Origin of the sequence: Streptomyces sp. 549 (assembly GCF_030124175.1) — a bacterium.
Lineage (GTDB): Bacteria > Actinomycetota > Actinomycetes > Streptomycetales > Streptomycetaceae > Streptomyces.
In genome coordinates, this window is record NZ_JASKMT010000006.1 from 210,427 (window position 1) to 230,263 (window position 19,837).

Sequence of the window (19,837 nt, forward strand, 5' to 3'; positions counted from 1 at the left end):
CGCCCGGAACTTCGACGCAATCCGCTGTCAACCGAATCGGGACCCTCGACAACTCTTGGATAACCGCCGGGCGGCTGGCTCGCGGCATCCGCACAGGAGGTAGACGCACCGGTGGTCGGCAGCGGGGACGGACCCGCACCGTGCCGGTGGCGCACGTCCCGTGCCGGGCGGCGACTCCAGCTCCCTGAACCCAGAAGGCATCTTCCATGAACGCCATTCCGCTGCTGTTGATCGGCCTTGCGATGTTCGCAGGCGGATACGTCCTCTACTCGAAGTTCCTGGGCGACCGGGTCTACAGGCTTGACGCGTCCTTCACCACGCCCGCGCACGAACTGCAGGACGGCGTGGACCACGTCCCGACCAACAAGTTCGTCCTGTGGGGCCACCACTTCACCTCGGTCGCGGGCGCGGCGCCGATCGTCGGCCCCGCAGTCGCCGTGATCTGGGGCTGGCTGCCCGCGTTCCTGTGGGTCACGCTCGGCACGGTCTTCTTCGCGGGCATGCACGACCTGGGCGCCCTGTGGGCCTCGGTGCGCAACAAGGGCCGCTCGATGGGCACGCTCTCCGGCCGCTACATCGGCCGCCGGGGCGCGAACCTCTTCCTCGTCGTGATCTTCCTGCTGCTCCTGATGGTGATCGCGGCCTTCGCGGTGGTCATCACGAACCTGCTGGTCTCCACCCCCTCGGCCGTGATCCCAGCCTGGGGCGCGGTCGCGGTGGCGCTGCTGGTCGGCCAGGCGATCTACCGCTACAAGATGAGCCTCGGCCTGGTCACCGTGGTCGGTGTCGTGGCGCTCTACGGCCTGATCCTGCTCGGTGACGCCGTCCCGGTGGAGCTGCCCGACCCGATCCTGGGCATGTCCCCGGCGACCTTCTGGATCGTGGCCCTCTTCGTCTACGCCGGCACTGCCTCCCTGCTGCCCGTGTGGGTGCTGCTCCAGCCGCGTGACTACATCAACGGCATCCAGCTCTTCGTCGGGCTCGGCATCCTGTTCGTCTCGGTGCTGCTGAGCGCCCCGACGGTCGTCGCCCCGGCCTTCAACGACGCCGTCCCCGCGGGCACCCCGGACCTCCTGCCGCTGCTCTTCGTCACCATCGCGTGCGGTGCGATCTCCGGCTTCCACGGCATGGTCTCCTCGGGCACCACGTCGAAGCAGCTGGACAAGGAGACCGACGCCCGCTTCGTCGGCTACTTCGGCGCGGTCGGCGAGGGCATGCTCGCGCTCGGCGCGATCATCGCCGCCGTCGCGGGCTTCCGCACCCTGGCCGACTGGGAGGCCGTCTACACCGCCTTCGGCCAGGGCGGGGTCGGGGCGTTCGTCACGGGCGGCGGCCAGATCGTCAACAGCGGTCTGGGCCTGCCGGCCTCGCTCAGCTCGACGGTCCTGGCCACCATGGCGATCCTGTTCGCCGCCACCACCATGGACACCGGCGTGCGCCTGCTGCGCTTCGTCGTCCAGGAGGCCGGCGAGGTCGCGAGGTTGAAGATCAACAACGGTGTCGGCACCCTCGTCGTGCTCGCCGCCGGCATGGGACTCACCTTCAGCCAGGGCGCCGACGGCGCCGGCGGCCTCCGCATCTGGCCGCTGTTCGGCACCAGCAACCAGCTGCTGGCCGCCCTGACCCTGTCCATCGTCGCGGTCATGCTGATCCGCAAGCGCCGCAACCCGGCGCCCGTGCTGGTGCCGCTCGTGTTCGTGTTCGCAATGGCCTTCTGGGCCGCGCTCGCACAGCTCGGCGACCTCTACGAGGCCGGGGACTGGCTGCTGCTGGCCATCGACGTCGTCATCATCGTCGCCGCCGTGTGGGTCGCCTTCGAGGCGGTCGTCGCGATGCGGCGGGCGTCCCAGGAGCCGCCGGAGGCCCTTGACGCCGACGCGACGGAGAACGCCGGGCTGAGGAGGTGACAACCCGCTGGGCCTCGCTCCGGGCCGGGCTGGAGGAGTTCTACGCCGGCCCCTACCGGCGTACCTTCGCCCGCGCCCGGCGCGAGGAGGACGACCTCTTCCGGATGGTCGTCCTCGCGGAGGCCTTGGGCGTACCCGACCCGGCGGCGTACTACACCGTCGAGCTGATGCCCGCCCTCTACGAGGACTTCCACGCCTGGCACCTTCGGATGGGCATGGACCACTCGCCACTGGAGCACGTCGGATGCTGCTAGACCTCATCACCTCGCGCAGGGTCGTCTTCGTCGGCGGCAAGGGCGGGGTCGGCAAGACGTCCGTCGCCGCAGCGCTCGCCCTCGGCCGGGCCTGGGCGGGCGCCCGCGTGCTGCTGGTCTCCACCGACCCCGCCCACAACCTCGGCCACCTCTGGGACCGCCCCGTGGGCGACGAGCCCACGCGCCTCGCCGGCCCCGGGGACCTCACCCCCGGGGCCGGGACGGCGGGGTGCGTCGACGGGCTGGAGATCGACCCGGAGCGCACGGTCGAGCAGCACCTGTCCGCTGTCGCCGGGACGATGCGGCGTCTGCTCCCCGAGCGGATGCACGCACCGGCCGCCCGGCACCTGGAGCTGGCCCGGCAGGCCCCCGGCACCCACGAGTCGGCGGTGCTGGAGCGGATCGCCGAGGCGGTGGAGCTCGGGGAGGAGGCGTACGACCTGGTCGTCTTCGACACCGCCCCGTCCGGCCACACGCTGCGGCTGCTCGCACTGCCCGAGCAGCTCACCTCCTGGACCGAGGCCCTGCTCGCCAACCGTGACCGGTCCGAGCGGTTCGGCGACGCGCTGCGCGGCCTCGGCGGCGGCGAGGAGACCGACCGCGACGCCGAGCTGCGCCGGATCCTCGTCACCCGGCGCGACCGCTTCGCCCGGCTGCGCGAAGTGGTGACGGACCCGACCAGGACCGGGTTCGTGGTCGTGCTGGCCGCCGAGCTGCTGCCGATCGCCGAGACCATGGAGGTGTACGACAGACTCACCGGCCTCGGCGTCGACGTGTCCGCTCTCGTCGCCAACCGCCGTTCCCCGGCGGACGCCGGTGAGCTGCTCGCCCGGCGCCGGGAGCAGGAGGACCGGCACCTCGTCCGACTGCGGCAGCAGATCCCGGACGTACCGCTGCTCGACGTGCCGCTGCTGCCGGGGGATCTGGTGGGCACCGAGGCACTCGCCGCGCTGGCCGACCGGCTCGGACCCTCCTCCTGAGTTCCGGACACCCGGCCCGGCCGGGCCCGTGCGGGATCAGCCGCGACGGTCCCGGTCCGTCAGCGCGTACGCGGCGAGCAGGCAGAGGGCGCACCCCGGCACCCAGGCGAGCTGGTACCAGTAGAAGAACGGCGTCCCGGCGAGCATCGGGCTCGCACCGGCGTACCAGGGGACCCACAGCAGGCCTGCGGCGGGCGCGAGAAGCAGTACGGCGATCGCGACGCGCCGCAGCCGCTGAGGACCCCTACGCCCCATGACCTGCGCTCCTCTCCCGCTCGATGCCGGTCTGTGCAAGAGTTGCCCAGCCGCCTGAACCGGTTGACAGCAAGTTTCCACGAGATTTCCCCCCGGTTCCCCTGTCCTCCGGACAGGCCCCCGGCGCAACTCTTCTGCGAGGGCACAGGCACGCAAGGACGGTGACCCATGGCCGACGTCGCCATGACCGCGACGTTCCTCGCCGTGATCGGCGGAGCGTCACTGCTCGCCATGACCGCGCGCCGCCTGCACCCCAATGACAAGCTGCCCTCGCTGGAGGGCTGGGCGCTGGCCGACCGCAGCCTCGGCCCCGTCTGGACCTGGCTGCTGCTCGGCGGCACGATCTTCACCGCCTACACCTTCACCGCCGTCCCCGGACTGGCGTACGGCAACGGCGGCGCCGCCTTCTTCGCGGTGCCGTACACGGTGATCGTCTGCCCGATCGCCTTCGTCCTGCTGAGCCGCCTGTGGACCGTGGCCCGCCGGAACGGCTACGTCACCGTCGCCGACTTCGTACGCGGACGCTACGGGTCGCCGCCGCTGGCCCTGGTGGTCGCGCTGACCGGCATCCTGGCGACCATGCCGTATCTGGCGCTTCAACTGCTCGGCATACGCGCGGTGCTGACCGCCGGCGGCGTGTACCCGCAGGGGGCGGCCGGCGCCCTGGTGATGGTGGCGCTGTTCGCGGGGCTCGCGGTGGCCACCTACCGGCACGGGCTGCGCGCCCCCACCGTCATCTCCGCGCTCAAGGCGGTGGCGGTCTTCGTCTCCCTGACCGCCGTGTGCTGGCTGGTCCTGGAGCGGCTCGGCGGGCCCGGCGCCGTGTTCGAGGGCGCGGCCCGGCGGCTCGGCGGCACGGACGTGGCCCACTCCCCCCTGCTCCTGTCCCCCGAGCAGCAGCCCGCCTACGCCACACTCGCCCTCGGCTCCGCGCTTGCCCTGCTGATGTACCCCCACGTGCTCACCGCCGCCTTCGCCGCCGACAGCCCGCGCACCCTGCGCAAGGTGAGCGTGGCGCTTCCCGCCTGGACGGGGCTCCTCGCACTGTTCGGATTCCTGGGTATCGCCGCGCTCGCGGCGGGAGTGCGGGCACCTCTGGGAGGCGCCGAGTCCGCCGTGCCGATGCTGGTCGACCAGCTGATGCCGGGGGCGCTGGCCGGGCTGGTGTTCGGCGCGATCACCGTGGGGGCGCTCGTCCCGGCCGCCGTGATGTCCATCGCGGCGGCCACCAGCTTCGTACGCAACGTGTACGTCGAGTACGTCCACCCCACCGCCACGCCCAAGCGCCAGGTGCGCATCGCCAAGGCGGTGTCGCTCACCGCCAAGGTGGGCGCGGTGGCCTTCGTGTTCGGCCTGCGCGACCAGGACGCCATCAACCTCCAGCTCCTCGGCGGGGTCTGGATTCTGCAGATCTTCCCCGCGGTGGCCGTGGGGCTGTTCACCGCGCGGCTGCATCCGCGGGCACTGCTCGCCGGGTGGGGCGTGGGCATGGTCGCCGGGACCTTCATGGTCGTGCGCGAAGGGTTCTCCCCCCTCGTGCCGCTGGGCTCCGGACCGCTGGAGATCTACGCGGGGCTTGCCGCCCTGCTGCTCAACCTGACCGTCGCCGCGGCCGGGACCGCGGCCCTCGAACGCCTCGGCGTCGCACGCGGCGCCGATCTGACCGGCCTGCCGTCGCGCCTTACCGCCAGGTGGCGCCCGGAGACAGGAGCAGACAACCCGTGAGACGCAGACACACGACCCCCCTGCGGGAACCCTCCACCGCACAGCCGGCCGAGCCCCTCGCGCCCCCGCCGGCAGATCCGGCCGACCTGGAACGCGAGGCCGGCCTCGCCCGGCTCTTCGAGCTGCACTACTCCTCGATGCTGCGCCTCGCCGTCCTGCTCGGCGCGGACGACCCGGAGAACGTGGTGGCGGAGGCCTACTACCAGATCTACCGCAGGTGGCGGCGCCTGCGGGACGTCGAGACCGCTGAGGCGTATCTGCGCTCCACCGTGTGCAACCTGACCCGTATGCGGATACGCCACCTCCAGGTCGCCCGCAAGCACGTGGAGACCCCGACGGACGAGACCGTCGCGTCCGCCGAGAGCACCGTGCTGCTGCGCGAGGACCAGCGGGTCCTCATCGACGCGCTCCAGCAACTGCCGCCGCGCCAGCGCGAGGCGCTCGTGCTGCGGCACTGGCTCGGACTGAAGGAGAGCGAGATCGCCGCCGCGATGGGCATCTCCTGCGGTTCGGTGAAGACACACACCTCACGCGGCACCACCGCGCTGACCCAGGCCATGGAGGCCCGGCGATGAACAACACCAGTCCGGACCGCACGGAGCGGGAGCTGCGCGAGGCCCTGCAGGCACTGGCCGACGGCGTGCACGCCGCACCCGACGCCTACCGCACGGCACGCGGCGAGTGGTTGCGCCGCGAACGCCGACGGCGGCTCGTCCTCGCGGTGCTCATCGCGGTCGTCTTCGCCGCGGCCACGCTGATCGGCCTGTGGGTCCTGAACCAGACCCCGTCCACTCAGGGCGTGATCTTCTCCGGCGCCGACGGCCGGCTCAGCCTGGCATCACTCCTGCGGCCACACCCCTGACTGAGGGCGGCGCTCACTTCGGGGCGTGATCGCCCACGTAGAACAGCAGCATGACGAAGAAGGCGAAGAGATGGGTGGCGAAGACGTAGATGAACACGCGCAGCCAGACGCTGCGCTCCTTCCACCGCTCGGTGCCTGCTCCGTGCTGGGCCATCGCGGGCCGCCCCTCTCCGTGCCGACCCGCGCCACCGCACCGGGCAGCCGGACGGCGCCCCGCGAGTACGCCACCACGGTGCCACGCCGGTGCGGCGGTCCGTACCCCGGGGCCCGACCCGCTCAGCCGGCCCGCGGCGGCCCAGCCGGCGGCGAGGCGGCTCAGCCGGCGGCGAGGCGGGCGACGCGGAACTGCCGCACCGCATTGCCGAGCATGCCGCCGACCGCCCAGAGCGCGTGCAGCCCGGTCAGGGCCAACCACCAGCCGGTACCGACCGCGCCCGGCCAGGAGGCCGCCGCCAGCGTGACCACCGCGAACGCCGCGTTGACCGCCGGCTGCCAGCCCACCGGCCGCAGCGGCGCCACCGCCGTCCGCAGGAAACCGGCGCCGTACCACCAGCGCAGCAGCGCGGCGCCCAGCGCCAGCAGCGCGAGCGAGGCGAGAGCCGCGGCCAGCACACCCGCCCACGGCCACAGCCTGCCCTCGGCCCCGTAAGCGGCGGCGATGCCGGTGGTGGCGAACGCCGCCAGCGGCACCAGCGCCACCGCGCCCAGGCCGGCCGTCCGGCGCCGCACCGGATCGGTCTGCCACTCCTCGCGGGCGATCGCCCGCGCCGCCTGGAGCCGGTCGAAGGGCCGGCCACCGCGGCGCCGGTGCGCCAGCAGCACGACGGCGGCGAAGGCGGCGTGCACCAGCACCACCAGGGCCAGGCCCCACCACAGGTGCACCGTCATCACGGCGAGCGGCCCCACCACCAGCACGACCCGCAGCACCGCCTCGGCCCGCAGGCGTCCGCGCCGCGTCGTCTCGCCCTCGGCGCCCAGCACCGACGCGCGCTGCCGCGCCTCGTCCCGCTCGGCGCGGGCCCGGCGGGCGCCCTCGCCGAAGCGGCCCAGGCCCTGCGGATACCGCTCCAGGGACCGGGCCAGCGCCAGCTGGGCCTCTCCCTCGTGCGGGGCGAGCGCCACCGCGCGCCGGGCCGCGGCTATGCCCTGCGGCACCCGGCCCAGCTCCACGTACGCGTCGGCGAGCAGCACGGGCGGACGCCAGTCGTGCGGGTCGTCGGCCGCCGCCCGGCGGGCGACGGCCAGCGCCCGGTGCTCGTCGCCCAGCGCCAGCAGCACGTGCCCGGCCAGGCAGAGCAGGTCCAGGCGGCCGGGCACGTCGTCCTGCATGCTCAGCAGCGCCCAGTCCACGGCCTCGCGGCTACGCTGCGGCTCGCCCTTCAGGGCGTTCACGTAGGCCCGCAGCAGGTAGCCGCGGCTGCCGGACCGGCGCACCCAGTCGTCGTCGAGCATCGCCTCGGCCTGGCCGAACAGTCCGGCGCCGCACAGCTCCTGCACGAGCCGCACCCGGTCCTCGTCGGCCAGCTCGCCTTCGGCCACCCTCGTCCCCTCCGCGTCAGCCCGCCGTGACGACAGGTCGGCCCCCGGGCGCACCGAGGCGCGCCGGGGGCCGGTCCGAGCCCTGCGGGTCAGCGTCCGCCGTGGCGTGCGGCTACTTCTTGCCGCCGCCCTTGCCGTCCTTGCCCTTGTCGCCGCCGGAGTTCATGGACTCGTAGATCTCCTTGCACATGGGGCAGACCGGGTACTTCTTCGGGTCCCGGCCCGGCACCCAGACCTTGCCGCAGAGCGCGACGACGGGCGTACCGTCGAGCGCGCTGGCCATGATCTTGTCCTTCTGGACGTAGTGGGCGTACCGCTCGTGGTCGCCGTCGCCGTGGGAGACCTGCGGGGTCGGCTCGACGAGGGTGCCGGTTCCCGTGCCGCGCTCGGGCTCAAGAGTGCTCATGGAATCCAAGGGTACTCAAGCCGGGTTGGCCGCGTCCGCACCCCGCGCCCCGACTCCGCCCGGGGCGTCCCGGCGCCGGACGGGCTCAGTTGAGGGTGGCGTCGTCCGGGTAGGTGGCGACCATGGCCAGTTCGCTGCGCTGTCGGCGCAGCACCGCGCGCCACAGGCGTTCGGGGGACGGCGAGGAGACGTCGCCCGGCTCGGACTCCACCACGTACCAAGCGCCCTCGGCCAGCTCGTCCTCCAGCTGCCCCGGCCCCCAGCCGGCGTATCCGGCGAAGATGCGCAGCGAGCCGAGCGCCGCGGCGAGCTTCTCCGGCGGGGCCTCCAGGTCGACGAGGCCGATCGCGCCGTGCACCCGCCGCCAGCCCTTAGGGCCCTCGGCGCCGGGGATGACGGCGACGCCCAGCGCCGCGTCGAGCGAGACCGGGCCGCCCTGGAACACCACCCCGGGGTCGTCGGCCAGCGACGCCCAGGGTTCCAGGATGTCGCCGACGCCCACGGGAGTGGGCCGGTTCAGGACCACGCCGAGTGAGCCCTCCTCGTCGTGGTCGAGGAGGAGCACGACCGCGCGGTCGAAGTTCGGGTCGGCCAGTGCCGGTGTCGCGACCAGCAGCCGTCCGGTGAGCAAGGACGCCTCGGGCATGCCCCAATGATCCCGCACGGGGGCGGTTTCCGGGACGCCAACGGGGAGAACCGGGGCCGGTCACCTCACGCGTTCGCCCGCACGCGGAGCGTGGCACCGGTGCGCGGGTCTACGGATCCGCTGCCGTCGGCCGTTAGCATTCCTTTTGTCCCCAGCCCGCATGTAGAGATCGCGAGTTCCATGACCGGCACCGATGATGTACTGCTCGTCCACGGCGGCACCCCGCTCGAGGGCGAGATCCGCGTCCGCGGCGCGAAGAACCTCGTGCCCAAGGCCATGGTCGCCGCCCTGCTCGGCAGTGAGCCGAGCCGCCTGCGCAACGTGCCCGACATCCGCGACGTTCGGGTGGTGCGCGGCCTGCTCCAGCTGCACGGGGTGACGGTCCGCGGCGGCGAGGAGGCCGCTGAGCTGGTGCTCGACCCCTCGCACGTGGAGAGCGCCAACGTCGCCGACATCGACGCGCACGCCGGTTCGTCCCGCATCCCGATCCTCTTCTGCGGCCCGCTGCTGCACCGCCTGGGGCACGCCTTCATCCCCGGTCTGGGCGGCTGCGACATCGGCGGACGGCCGATCGACTTCCACTTCGACGTGCTACGCCAGTTCGGCGCGGTCATCGAGAAGCGCCCCGAGGGCCAGTACCTGGAGGCACCGCACGGCCTGCGCGGCACCAAGATCAAACTGCCGTACCCGTCGGTCGGGACCACCGAGCAGGTGCTGCTGACGGCCGTTCTGGCCGAAGGTGTGACCGAACTCTCCAACGCGGCCGTCGAGCCCGAGATCGAGGACCTCATCTGCGTGCTGCAGAAGATGGGCGCGATGATCTCGATGGACACCGACCGCACGATCCGCATCACCGGTGTGGACAAGCTCGGCGGCTACAACCACCAGGCGCTGCCCGACCGGCTGGAAGCCGCGTCCTGGGCCTGCGCCGCCCTGGCCACCGAGGGCAGCGTGTACGTGCGCGGCGCCGGCCAGCGCGAGATGATGACCTTCCTCAACACCTACCGCAGGGTGGGCGGCCAGTTCGAGATCGACAACGACGGCATCCGCTTCTGGCACCCCGGCGGCCCGCTGAAGGCCATCGCGCTGGAGACGGACGTGCACCCCGGCTTCCAGACCGACTGGCAGCAGCCGCTGGTCGTCGCGCTGACCCAGGCGTCGGGCCTGTCGATCGTGCACGAGACGGTCTACGAGTCCCGGCTGGGCTTCACCGAGGCGCTCAACCAGATGGGCGCACACATCCAGCTCTACCGCGAGTGCCTGGGCGGCACGCCCTGCCGCTTCGGGCAGCGCAACTTCCTGCACTCGGCGGTCGTCTCCGGCCCGACCAAGCTCCAGGCCGCCGACCTGGTCATCCCCGACCTGCGCGGCGGTTTCTCGTACCTGATCGCGGCGCTGGCCGCGCAGGGCACGTCCCGGGTGCACGGCATCGACCTGATCAACCGCGGCTACGAGAACTTCATGGAGAAGCTCCCGGCGCTGGGCGCCAAGGTGGAGCTGCCCGCCTAGGCGGTCCGTCGCTCCCGCGTCCCGAAGGGGGCGGTCGCCGTGCGCGACCGCCCCCTTCGGCGTCCCGGCGGCCTGCCGCGCCGCCCCGGCGGACGCGCCACCGCCGGCCCACCGGAGGCGTCACCTGTATGGACAAGGTGCGCGGGACCCGTCCTGTGCCCACTCCCCCGCGCCGCGCCGTCCCGGACCGTGAACTGCCTTGCGACCTGGCTCCCTTGGCGGGCCGGATGCGGCTCGCGGTACGGCCGCCGGTTCCCGCCGCCCGCCCGGGTGGGCCCGCCGCTGCACACAGGTGGCATCATCGGCAGCGGTGTGGCAGGCGGCACGACGATGCGAGGAGCCCCGTGATCCGACGGCACGAGCAGATCGCCGAGGAACTGCGCCGGGCGATCGCCCGCGGCAGGTACCCGGTGGGCACCACCCTGCCGTCGGAGGCCGAACTCGCCGACGTGCACCAGGTCTCGCGCGGCACCGTGCGGCAGGCGGTGAGCGCCCTCCAGTCGGAGGGGCTGATCGGCTCGCGGCAGGGTGCCCGCCGGGTGGTGCTCTCCGCCGCGCCCAGCCAGTCGTTCGCCGAGCTGCGCAGCTTCGCCCAGTGGGCCCGCGCCGGCGGCCACCGCCCCGGCGGGCTGGTCCTGGAGTCGGCGGTGGGCTCCGCCACGGGCGAGGAGGCCACACTGCTGCAACTGGCCCCCGGGGCGGACGTGCTGCGCGTGCTGCGGGTGCGCACCCTGGACGGCTCGCCGGTGCTGCTGGAGCGCACGGTGTACGCGGGGTGGATCGCCCCTGCCGTGCAGGCCCTCGCGGACGACTGCGTCTCCGTCACCGAGCAGCTGTACGCCGACACCGGGCTGGTGTGCGCGCACGGCGAGCACCACATCGACGCGGTCGCCGCCGGCACGGTCGACGCGGCCCGCCTGTCGGTGCGGCGCGGCAGTCCGCTGCTGCGGGTGCGCCGGACCACGACCACGGCCGAGGGCCGTCCGGTGGAGAGTTCCGACGACCGCTACCGGCCCGGCTCGGTCGTCTTCACCGTGCGCAACTCCACCCAGGTGAACCCGCTCGCCCGCAACACGAGGTCCTGAGCCCACCGGGCCCCGGGCCGCCCCGCCGGTCCCCAGCCGCTGTACGCCCGTCCCCGGACCGCCCCGCCCGTCCCTTCCGCCCCGCCCGTCCCGTACGCCTCCGCGCAGAATCGAGCGACGCCGCATGCCCGCCTCCTTCCCTCCCCCTCCCCCTCAGGGCCGTCCCGTCCCGGGCCGTCCCGCCGCGCTGCTGTGCGACATGGACGGCACGCTTGTCGACACCGAGCACGAGTGGCTGCTGACCGTCGCCGAGCTGCTGGAGCATGTCGGGGCGGAGAAGGGCACCGGTGTTTCAGGGGTGACGGAGTTCGCGGGGTTGACGGTGGCTGACGCCGCCACCCGTGTGGCGGCATGCACCGTGTTGACCGAGGCGGACGCGGCCGGGCGGCTGGACGCGGAGTTCACCCGCCGGGTGGCCGCCGGGGTGCGGGTGCAGCCGGGCGCGCTGGAGCTGCTGGACGCCGCCCGCGCGATGGGGGTTCCGGTGGCGCTGGTGACCGCGTCGGAGCGGCCGGTGGCGGACCTGGTGCTGGCGGCGCTGGGCACCGAGCGGTTCGTGCTGTCGGTGGCCAACGGGGAGAGCGCCCGGGGCAAGCCCCACCCGGAGCCGTATCTGGCCGCCTGCACACGGCTCGGTGTCGATCCGGCGGACTGCCTCGCCGTGGAGGACACCCCCACCGGCGTACGGGCGGCTCTGGCGGCGGGCTGCCGGGTCCTGGCGGTGCCGTCGGTGCCGGGCATCGAGCCGGGCCCGCGCACGACGGTGACGGACTCGCTGCGCTCGGTGCGGCTGGCCGACTTCCCCTTCGACGCGCCCGCGGGCACGGCCCTGCCGCCGGCCTGACCTGCGGCAGCGCCGTGGCAGCACAGCCGCGGCCACAGGCCCGGTGACAGGCGACGACAGGCCCGGTGACACGCGATGGCAGGCCCGGCAACAGGCCGGTGACAGCACGACGGGGCGGCCACCCCTGTGGGATGGCCGCCCCGTCGTCCGTCGTGGGACTTACTTGCCCTTGGCGGCTTCCTTGAGCTTGGAGCCCGCGGAGACCTTGACGCTGTACCCGGCCGGGATCTGGATCGGGTCGCCGGTCTGCGGGTTGCGGGCGGTGCGAGCGGCGCGGTGCGTGCGCTCGAAGGTCAGGAAGCCCGGGATGGTGACCTTCTCGTCGCCCTTGGCGACGATCTCGCCGACGGTCTCGGCGAAGGCGGCCAGCACGGCGTCGGCGTCCTTGCGGGTCACCTCGGCGCGGTCGGCCAGGGCGGCCACCAGCTCACTGCGGTTCATAGTCTGTTACTCCCGTGTTCTTCTTGCCGATGAGGCGTGAGATCGAAGCCGATGCTGCCAGGGCGTTAGGACAATCCCCGGACCGGGTCTGCGCACAGACCCTCGCGCCCGGAACGCATCCTGCCCCCACCAGCGGCGGGAAAGCCAATCCGGCGCCCTGCCGGGCCCTGCCACAGCACCGGCGTTTCACCGCGGTGGCGCTCCCGGGCCCGAGGCCCGTCACGTCTGCCGCAACCCTAAGCGCGCGGACGGCCCCGCAGGGCCCGCGACGCGCCGGGGATCAGGCGTTCGTGGCGGTGCTCACACCGTTTCGGAGCGGTCCGCGGCGGCCTTGGCGGCCTCCCGGACGGCGTCGGCCACCGCGCCGGCCACCTTCTCGTTGAAGACGCTGGGCACGATGTAGTTGGCGTTGAGCTCGTCCTCACCGACCACGTCGGCGAGCGCGCGGGCCGCGGCGAGCATCATCTCGTCGTTGACGGTCCGCGACTGGGCGTCGAGCAGGCCGCGGAAGACGCCCGGGAAGACCAGCACGTTGTTGATCTGGTTGGGGAAGTCCGAGCGGCCCGTGGCGACGACGGCGGCGGTCTGCCGTGCCACCGCCGGGTCCACCTCGGGGTCGGGGTTGGCAAGCGCGAAGACGATCGCGCCCTCCGCCATGCTGGCGACGTCCTCGGCGTCCAGCACGTTGGGGGCGGAGACACCGATGAAGACGTCCGCACCGGCGACGGCCTGCTTGAGCGTGCCGGTGACGCCCTCGGGGTTGGTGTTGTCCGCGATCCAGCGCAGCGCCGAGCCGTTGCCGTCGCCGGCCAGGTCGGCACGTTCGGCGTGCACCACGCCGTGGATGTCGGCGACCACGGCGTGCTTGACGCCTGCGGCCATCAGCAGCTTCAGGATCGCCGTGCCGGCCGCCCCGGCGCCGGACATCACGACCCGCACCGCGCCGATGTCCTTGCCGACCACCCGCAGCGCGTTGTACAGGGCGGAGAGCACCACGATGGCGGTTCCGTGCTGGTCGTCGTGGAAGACCGGGATGTCGAGGGCCTCGCGCAGCCGGGCCTCGATCTCGAAGCAGCGCGGCGCGGAGATGTCCTCCAGGTTGATGCCGGCGAAGCCGGGCGCGATGGCCTTGACGATCTGCACGATGGCGTCGGTGTCCTGGGTGTCCAGGCACAGCGGCCAGGCGTCGATCCCGGCGAACCGCTTGAACAGCGCCGCCTTGCCCTCCATGACGGGCAGCGCGGCCTTGGGCCCGATGTTGCCCAGGCCGAGGACGGCTGAGCCGTCGGTCACGACCGCGACGCTGTTGCGCTTGATCGTCAGTCGGCGCGCGTCCTCGGGGTTCTCCGCGATCTGCGTGCACACCCGCGCCACGCCCGGCGTGTAGATCATCGAGAGGTCGTCGCGATTGCGAATGGGATGCTTCGAGGTCATCTCGATCTTGCCGCCGAGGTGCATCAGGAAGGTCCGGTCGGAGACCTTGCCGAGGGCGACGCCCTCGATGCGGCCCAGCTCCTCGACGATCTCCGCCGCGTGGTCGGTGGACCGGGCCGCGACCGTCACGTCGATGCGCAGGCGCTCGTGACCGGAGGCGGTGACGTCGAGGCCGGTGACGTGCCCGCCGGAGGATTCCACGACCGTGGTGAGCTGCCCGACCGAACTGCCCCCGGCCGGGACCTCCAGTCGGACGGTCATCGAGTACGAGACGCTGGGCGCCGTTGCCATGGTCGTGTCCCTCTGCTGTTCCTGGATCGCTTGTTCGCGCGTGCTCCCGAATGGTCCCACCTACCGTCCGGTACGAGGTAACCACCCCGGAGTTCTGGAAATAAAGTTTCCACCATGCGAGAGGGCGTCAGCACCGGTGCCGCCACCACTCCTTAGCGGGAAATCTCCGCCGGGAATCCGTTCCGGGGGCCGTGCGGCGAATCCCACAGCCCTCAGGCTCTGCCTCGCACAGCCTCAAGACCTCCAGGAGCAGCAGCATGGTCCAGGGAACCGTGAAGTGGTCCAACGCCGAGAAGGGTTTCGGCTTCATCGAGCAGGCGGACGGCGGACCTGACGTATTCGTCCACTACAGCTCGATCACCGGGAACGGCTACCGCAGCCTCGACGAGGCGGCGCGGGTGGAGTTCGAGATCTCGCAGGGCCAGAAGGGCCCGCAGGCGGACCAGGTGCGCGTCCTCGGCTGGCAGCGCTTGCAGGCGCGGACCGGGTGCAGGCGCGGACCTAGTGGAAGTAGGTGGCACCGACCCGCCAGCTCGCCTCGCGGCAAGTGGTCGCTCTGAGCGACGATGGTTGGGCCCGGGGGCATGGATCGGGCCGGTGCCAAGACCAGGCTAACAAACCCCCGCCCGAACTGTCTCCCGCGCGTGAACTGGGACAACGCCCGGGAGCGGGCCGTCGACCCCGGAGGCGCAACGGCCCGCTCCCGGGCGTTCCGGGACGGGGAGCGGGCCCGCGCGCTCAGTCGCGGAGCAGGTCCGGCACTCCCTCGGCGTCGGGCAGGTCGCGCTCGGTCGCGACGATCGACAGCTGCTGGGTGGCCCGGGTGAGGGCGACGTAGAGCACCCGCAGCCCGGCCGGCGACTCGTCGGCGATCTCCGCCGGGGAGACCACCAGCGTCGCGTCGTACTCCAGGCCCTTGGCCTCCAGGCTGCCAAGCGCCACCACCCGGTCGCCCAAGCCGTCCAGCCAGCGCGCGGCCTCCTCACGGCGGGTCATGGCCACCACCACGCCCACCGTTCCGTCCACCTCACCGAGCAGCCGGGCGGCCTCCTCCCGCACGGCGGCGGCCAGTCCACCTGCCGTCGCCGTCACGAAGCGCGGCACCAGCCCGGTTGAGCGCACCGCGCGCGGCGGCTGCACGCCCGGCATGGCGAGCGCCAGAACGCGGGACGCCAGCTCGGCGACCTCGGACGGGTTGCGGTAGTTGACGGTCAGCTCGAAGCGGCGCCGGGGCCTGGCTCCCAGCGCCTCGTCCCGGGCCTCGGCGGCCTCCTCGGGGTCGGACCAGGAGCTCTGCGCCGGGTCCCCGACCACCGTCCAGGTCGCCTGCCGGCCGCGGCGGCCGATCATGCGCCACTGCATGGGGGTGACGTCCTGCGCCTCGTCCACGATGACGTGCGCGTAGTCGCGGCGCTCGTCCTCGGGCCGTTCGGCGCGTTCCGAGCGGTGCCGTCGGCGGGTGGGGTCGCGGTCGGCGAAGGTGCTCAGTTCGGCCAGGCCGGTGAGCTGGTCCAGCGGGTCGGCGACCCGCTTGCGCGGCCGGGCCGGGAGGCCGAGCAGGGTCTGGAGCTCGTCGAGCAGGGCCACGTCGTGCACGGACAGCGGCCCGCTGCCCTGCGCGTCGAGGCGGGACAGCGAGCGGGCCAGCCGCCGGATGTCGCGGGGCGACAGGATGCGCCGCGCCCAGCGCCCCAGGCGCCGTTCGTCACCCATCGCGGCCAGCACCTGCCGGGGCGTCAGCTCGGGCCACCAGGCGTCGAGGAAGCCGGTGAAGTCGTCCTCGGTGGAGATGTCCTCGTCGAACGCCTCGCGGGCCTCCGCGGCGAGTTCGGGGTCGCTGTAGCGGCTGCGGGCGCCGGACTTCTCCCACAGCGCGTCCAGCAGCAGCCGCCGGGCGCGCGGGCGCAGCAGGTTGACGGGCGCGGTGCCGCCGAAGGCGGTCTCGCGGATGGCGGCCAGCCGGTCCGCGTCCAGTTCGACGCGGGCGCCGAACGCGACGACGCGCAGCCGCTCCCCCGCCCCGGCGGCTGCCGCCGCGGCTGCGGCGCGGTCCTCCAGCGTGCCGCGCGCGGCCCGGCGCAGCACCTTGCACATCCGGCCCGAGCCCTTGACCCGGGCGACGGGCTGCGGGTCGTACACCTCGGCCTCGGCGCCCTCGACGAGCGAGCCGAGCGCGCGGATGGCGACCTGGCCCTCCTCACCGAGCGAGGGCAGCACGCCCTCGGTGTAGGACACCAGCAGCGGGGTGGGGCTGACGATGAGGATGCCGCCGGAGTAGCGGCGCCGGTCCTGGTAGAGCAGGTAGGCGGCGCGGTGCAGGGCGACGGCGGTCTTGCCGGTGCCGGGGCCGCCCTCGACCTCGGTGACGGAGGCGGCGGGCGCCCGGATCACCATGTCCTGCTCGGCCTGGATGGAGGACACGATGTCGCGCATGGCGTGCGTGCGGGCCCGTCCGAGCGCGGCCATCAGCGCGCCGTCGCCGACCACGGCGAGTTCCCGGCCGTCCAGCGCGGCCGTCACCTCCGGGCGCAGCAGGTCGTCCTCGACGCCCAGGACGCGGCGGCCCCGGGAGCGGATCACCCGGCGCCGGACGACGCGGCCCGGCGCCACCGGGGTGGACCGGTAGAAGGGCGCGGCGGCCGGTGCCCGCCAGTCGATGACCAGCGGGGTGTACTCGGCGTCGAGCACGCCGATCCGCCCGATGTGCAGCGTCTCGGCGATGTCGGCGGTGCCGTCCGGGCGCAGTGCGTCGTCGGCGGGCTCGACCGAGGTGAACGCCCCGTCCGGTCCGCGTTTGCCGTCCTTGCCGGCGAGCAGGTCGATGCGGCCGAAGAGGAAGTCCTCGAACTCGTTGTTGAGCCGGCTGAGGTGGACTCCCGCCTGGAACACCTGGGCGTCCCGCTCGGCGAGCGCGCCGGGCGTGCCCACCTGGGCACGCTTGGCGGCGTCGTCCATGAGGAACTCCGCCTCGTGGATCTTCTCCTCCAGACGGCGGTACACCGCGTCCAGATGGGCCTGCTCACCGTTGACTTCGCGGTCACGCACGCCTGTGTCCTGCGCCTTCAACGCGGGCCCCCTTCTGCTGTCACCCAGGGCAGCCGTTAACCGTACGCGACTGCGGAGGTGATGGCGCACACGGTAGGCGTGAAGGGGGCGCGCGTCGTCAGGTGGTCACGGTGGAGCGTCAGGCGGTCACCGTGACGAGTTTCTCGCCTTCGATGGTGCGGACCTCGAAGCGGTCGATCTCGTCCCGCTCGTAGGCGGCCCCGCCGTGGTAGATGCGGGCCTTCTTCCAACCGCCGCCCTCGGGCACCGCCCAGGTGGTGACGGTCTGCTCGGTGCCGTCCTTGCCGACCGCGACAAGCCCGCAGACGCGCGGCCCTGAGACGTTGGCCAGCTTGAGGGAGACCTCGGTGCCCCACTCCTTGTCGTTGAGCGAGACGACGGCGTCGGCCTTGGTGTTCGGATCGGTGGCGGTCAGTTTGTCGCCGCTCTCGAACATGGCTTGAACCGTACTGTTCTGCGGCGCCTGGTCGCCGCCGCCGAGCAGTGCGGCGCCGGCCAGCGGGCCGCCGACGACCAGTGCCGCGGCAGCCGCCACCAGGTACAGCCGGCGGCGCTTGCGCCCCCGGCGTTCGGCGACGACGGTCCCCATGAGGTTGTCCATCAGCTGCCTGCTGGGACGGGGGGTGAGGGAGGGGATGTCGGGGGCGGTGTGGCTGTACTCGGCCAGCAGCGGGCCGAGGCCCATCAGTTCTTCCAGCTCGATGGCGCAGCGCTGGCAGGCTGCGAGATGTTCCTCGAAGCGGGCCGCGTCGGCCGAGTCGAGCGCACCGATCGCGTATGCGCCGACGTCGGTGTGGTGCGCGGGCGGCGAGGTCATGCTGTCACTCCTCTTTCCTCAAGCGAGAGCTTCATGGAGCGCAGCGCGTAGAAGACCCGGGAACGCACCGTTCCCGGAGGGACCTGGAGCACTGCCGCCGCCTCATTCACCGTTCGCCCCTTGAAGTACGTCTCGACCAGCGCCTCGCGGTGCGCGTCGGTCAAGTCTGACAAAGCTTCGGAGATCGTCATCAGGCGAAGTGCCCGATCTATCTCGTCCGCTGCCGGCATCGACTCCAGCGGAGCCGCGTCCACCTCCTGCGGCCGTGCCTGCCGGCTGCGGTGCCCGTCGATGACGATGCGCCGGGCAACCGTCACCAGCCACGGACGTATGGAGCCGGTTGCGCGTTGCAGTTGGTCCGCGTTGCGCCAAGCGCGCAGCAGGGTCTCCTGCACCACGTCTTCTGCCCGGTAACGATCTCCGCCCACCAGTCTGAGGACGAATCCGAGCAGAGGCCCGGCGTGCTCGTCGTAGAGGGCCTTCATGAGGGCGTCGTCCTGCGACGTTCTGTCAGCCACGCAGGCATCCTCACTCACGCTTGCCCCCTGGTCGATACCGTGCAACGTTTCTTGTCACACTCATACGCAGTCCTGGCCGGGGGCGTTCAGCGCCGACCGGATTCGCCGTCGTCGACTTTCCGGCGGCCCGCCGGGGCACCGCCCCGTGCGGGCCGTCACCGCTGGTCAGGGGTGAGCCGGAGATGGTGGGCGGGGACATGCGGTGAGAGGGCCGGGTGGACGCGGGCCCTGCGGAGTGCCCCCGCTCCGAGGGGGCCTCACCACACGAGCACGGAGTCCCCGTCAGCGAAGTCCCCGTCAGCGAAACGACGGGGGACTCATGAACGCGGGACAGCCCTCAGGGAGCGGGACAGCCCTCAGGGAGACGCCCCGCCGAACAGCAGCAGCAGGTGGCCAGTCAGGACCAGCCCGACAAGCAACCAGATGGTTGAGGTGCCCTGGTTCACCTTGTTGAGGAGTCCCAGGACTCCGAACGTGATGGCGAGGGGACCCAGCACGATCGCCACTCCAGCTGTGATAGCGGCATCAGGAACAACCCGATTGCGGCCGGCACTCGGAGACCTTATTGCGGGTCATCGTCCCGAGTGCCGTCGCAGTAGTCCTGGCCGTCCACGCGGGGAATGCCGTTGCCGCAGGCGATGGCGCTCCACTCCGTGTCGAGGGTGTAGGACCTGCCGTTCGCCCGGTAGTCGATCAGGAGGTTTGTCATGTAGGCTCCGCGCTTGTCCACGCGGAATTGAGTGAAGAGTTCGGTATAACCGTTCTCGGTCTTCTCACTTATCTCATCGCAGTGCTGGGAGACCTTCATACCGGGCTTCGCTTGGGAGATCCGACCGGCGATTTTGACCCCTTCGAGGACCGGTAGCCTGCCGACTCCACCGTATTGCACGATGTACGGCGTGGTGTCCCCGTCCTCCCAGTCGGCGGGCAGGTCAGCGGGCCGCAGCGTCCGCAGCAGCAGTTCCTCCTTGAGCGGTTCCACCTCCATCGACAGCCGAAAGCGCTCGATCTCGATTTCGGAGCCGTCCGTCGTGCACAGCAGATGGCCGCCGAAGGCCACGTCCCAGGGAGTGGACTTCGGGGCGTGTGCCGAAAGGGTCGTCCCCATCGACTGATCGGAGAGCGGACCTTCACCGTCCGCGTGCTTCACCCTCTCCCCATCGGCCGATGAGCAGGAGGCCACGAAGAGGATCGCGGATACCAGCGCCAGTCCCGCCGAGCGGGAAGCCCGCCGGAAGCGTGCCTGCGGCATGCTCCG

Annotated in this window: 21 protein-coding genes and 1 pseudogene; 10 read left to right on the plus strand and 12 right to left on the minus strand. The window is 72.5% G+C overall.

Features of this window, described 5'->3' with window-relative positions; all coding sequences use genetic code 11:
* The first annotated feature begins 206 nt into the window (after positions 1-206).
* The 3 genes from QNO07_RS10355 to QNO07_RS10365 are packed head-to-tail and all read left to right on the plus strand — an operon-like array spanning position 207 to position 3,141.
* A complete protein-coding gene (locus QNO07_RS10355; RefSeq protein ID WP_283991452.1) occupies positions 207-1,907 on the plus strand; it encodes a carbon starvation CstA family protein in 1,701 nt (566 codons plus the stop codon).
* Entirely contained in the window at positions 1,904-2,161 is a 258-nt protein-coding gene (locus QNO07_RS10360; protein ID WP_283991453.1) for a cory-CC-star protein, read from the plus strand. Before QNO07_RS10355 ends, QNO07_RS10360 begins: the two co-directional genes overlap by 4 nt.
* On the plus strand, positions 2,152-3,141 hold the full coding sequence (locus QNO07_RS10365; protein ID WP_283991454.1) for an ArsA family ATPase: 990 nt from the start codon (positions 2,152-2,154) through the stop codon (positions 3,139-3,141). The genes QNO07_RS10360 and QNO07_RS10365 overlap by 10 nt, the downstream gene beginning before the upstream one ends.
* 36 nt (positions 3,142-3,177) lie before the next feature.
* Here the strand turns inward: QNO07_RS10365 and QNO07_RS10370 are convergent, their stop codons facing one another.
* Entirely contained in the window at positions 3,178-3,396 is a 219-nt protein-coding gene (locus tag QNO07_RS10370) for a DUF3311 domain-containing protein (protein WP_283991455.1), read from the minus strand.
* A 168-nt stretch (positions 3,397-3,564) separates the two neighbouring features.
* On the opposite strand from QNO07_RS10370, the gene QNO07_RS10375 reads away from it, so the two are divergent.
* The 3 genes from QNO07_RS10375 to QNO07_RS10385 are packed head-to-tail and all read left to right on the plus strand — an operon-like array spanning position 3,565 to position 5,983.
* The gene (locus QNO07_RS10375) at positions 3,565-5,121 is read left to right on the plus strand and encodes a sodium:solute symporter family protein (protein ID WP_283991457.1); all 1,557 of its coding nucleotides are present in this window, start codon (positions 3,565-3,567) and stop codon (positions 5,119-5,121) included.
* 20 nt (positions 5,122-5,141) lie between these two features.
* Positions 5,142-5,696, plus strand: a complete 555-nt coding sequence (locus tag QNO07_RS10380) for a sigma-70 family RNA polymerase sigma factor (RefSeq protein WP_283991531.1) — start codon at positions 5,142-5,144, stop codon at positions 5,694-5,696.
* On the plus strand, positions 5,693-5,983 hold the full coding sequence (locus QNO07_RS10385; protein WP_283991458.1) for a hypothetical protein: 291 nt from the start codon (positions 5,693-5,695) through the stop codon (positions 5,981-5,983). Before QNO07_RS10380 ends, QNO07_RS10385 begins: the two co-directional genes overlap by 4 nt.
* Before the next feature lie 13 nt (positions 5,984-5,996).
* On the opposite strand, the gene QNO07_RS10390 is transcribed toward QNO07_RS10385, so the two are convergent.
* From QNO07_RS10390 to QNO07_RS10405, 4 genes are all read right to left on the minus strand, one after another.
* Positions 5,997-6,137 carry a DUF6126 family protein gene (locus QNO07_RS10390; protein WP_283991459.1) on the minus strand — a complete coding sequence of 47 codons (141 nt, stop codon included), beginning with the start codon at positions 6,135-6,137 and terminating at the stop codon, positions 5,997-5,999.
* Between the two features lie 161 nt (positions 6,138-6,298).
* Positions 6,299-7,522, minus strand: coding sequence for a tetratricopeptide repeat protein (locus tag QNO07_RS10395; protein ID WP_283991460.1), 1,224 nt, complete (start codon positions 7,520-7,522; stop codon positions 6,299-6,301).
* A gap of 112 nt (positions 7,523-7,634) precedes the next feature.
* On the minus strand, positions 7,635-7,928 hold the full coding sequence (locus tag QNO07_RS10400; protein ID WP_283991461.1) for a DUF3039 domain-containing protein: 294 nt from the start codon (positions 7,926-7,928) through the stop codon (positions 7,635-7,637).
* 85 nt (positions 7,929-8,013) lie between these two features.
* Entirely contained in the window at positions 8,014-8,574 is a 561-nt protein-coding gene (locus QNO07_RS10405; protein ID WP_283991462.1) for a YqgE/AlgH family protein, read from the minus strand.
* Between the two features lie 180 nt (positions 8,575-8,754).
* Between QNO07_RS10405 and murA the strand changes: the two genes are divergently transcribed.
* The 3 genes from murA to QNO07_RS10420 all read left to right on the plus strand — a co-directional run bounded on the left by murA (position 8,755) and on the right by QNO07_RS10420 (position 12,012).
* Positions 8,755-10,083, plus strand: a complete 1,329-nt coding sequence (murA, locus tag QNO07_RS10410; RefSeq protein WP_283991463.1) for a UDP-N-acetylglucosamine 1-carboxyvinyltransferase — start codon at positions 8,755-8,757, stop codon at positions 10,081-10,083.
* Between the two features lie 344 nt (positions 10,084-10,427).
* Entirely contained in the window at positions 10,428-11,168 is a 741-nt protein-coding gene (locus QNO07_RS10415; RefSeq protein ID WP_283991464.1) for a GntR family transcriptional regulator, read from the plus strand.
* A 124-nt stretch (positions 11,169-11,292) separates the two neighbouring features.
* On the plus strand, positions 11,293-12,012 hold the full coding sequence (locus QNO07_RS10420) for an HAD family hydrolase (protein ID WP_283991465.1): 720 nt from the start codon (positions 11,293-11,295) through the stop codon (positions 12,010-12,012).
* Positions 12,013-12,171: 159 nt separating this feature from the next.
* Here the strand turns inward: QNO07_RS10420 and QNO07_RS10425 are convergent, their stop codons facing one another.
* Both QNO07_RS10425 and QNO07_RS10430 read right to left on the minus strand, forming a co-directional pair.
* On the minus strand, positions 12,172-12,453 hold the full coding sequence (locus QNO07_RS10425) for an HU family DNA-binding protein (RefSeq protein ID WP_007382399.1): 282 nt from the start codon (positions 12,451-12,453) through the stop codon (positions 12,172-12,174).
* Between the two features lie 300 nt (positions 12,454-12,753).
* Positions 12,754-14,178, minus strand: coding sequence for an NAD-dependent malic enzyme (locus QNO07_RS10430; protein ID WP_283991467.1), 1,425 nt, complete (start codon positions 14,176-14,178; stop codon positions 12,754-12,756).
* Positions 14,179-14,435: 257 nt separating this feature from the next.
* On the opposite strand from QNO07_RS10430, the pseudogene QNO07_RS10435 reads away from it, so the two are divergent.
* Positions 14,436-14,636, plus strand: a pseudogene (locus QNO07_RS10435) (cold-shock protein); the annotation flags it as partial.
* A 280-nt stretch (positions 14,637-14,916) separates the two neighbouring features.
* Here the strand turns inward: QNO07_RS10435 and QNO07_RS10440 are convergent.
* The 5 genes from QNO07_RS10440 to QNO07_RS10460 form a co-directional block, all read right to left on the minus strand.
* Positions 14,917-17,223 carry a HelD family protein gene (locus QNO07_RS10440; protein ID WP_283991468.1) on the minus strand — a complete coding sequence of 769 codons (2,307 nt, stop codon included), beginning with the start codon at positions 17,221-17,223 and terminating at the stop codon, positions 14,917-14,919.
* Positions 17,224-17,362: 139 nt separating this feature from the next.
* Complete coding sequence (locus QNO07_RS10445) at positions 17,363-18,061, minus strand: anti-sigma factor family protein (protein ID WP_283991469.1); 699 nt, start codon at positions 18,059-18,061, stop codon at positions 17,363-17,365.
* Positions 18,058-18,597, minus strand: a complete 540-nt coding sequence (locus tag QNO07_RS10450) for a sigma-70 family RNA polymerase sigma factor (protein WP_283991470.1) — start codon at positions 18,595-18,597, stop codon at positions 18,058-18,060. Before QNO07_RS10450 ends, QNO07_RS10445 begins: the two co-directional genes overlap by 4 nt.
* A 338-nt stretch (positions 18,598-18,935) precedes the next feature.
* On the minus strand, positions 18,936-19,076 hold the full coding sequence (locus QNO07_RS10455) for a hypothetical protein (RefSeq protein WP_283991471.1): 141 nt from the start codon (positions 19,074-19,076) through the stop codon (positions 18,936-18,938).
* 65 nt (positions 19,077-19,141) lie between these two features.
* The gene (locus QNO07_RS10460; RefSeq protein WP_283991472.1) at positions 19,142-19,831 is read right to left on the minus strand and encodes a hypothetical protein; all 690 of its coding nucleotides are present in this window, start codon (positions 19,829-19,831) and stop codon (positions 19,142-19,144) included.
* Positions 19,832-19,837: the final 6 nt, after the last annotated feature.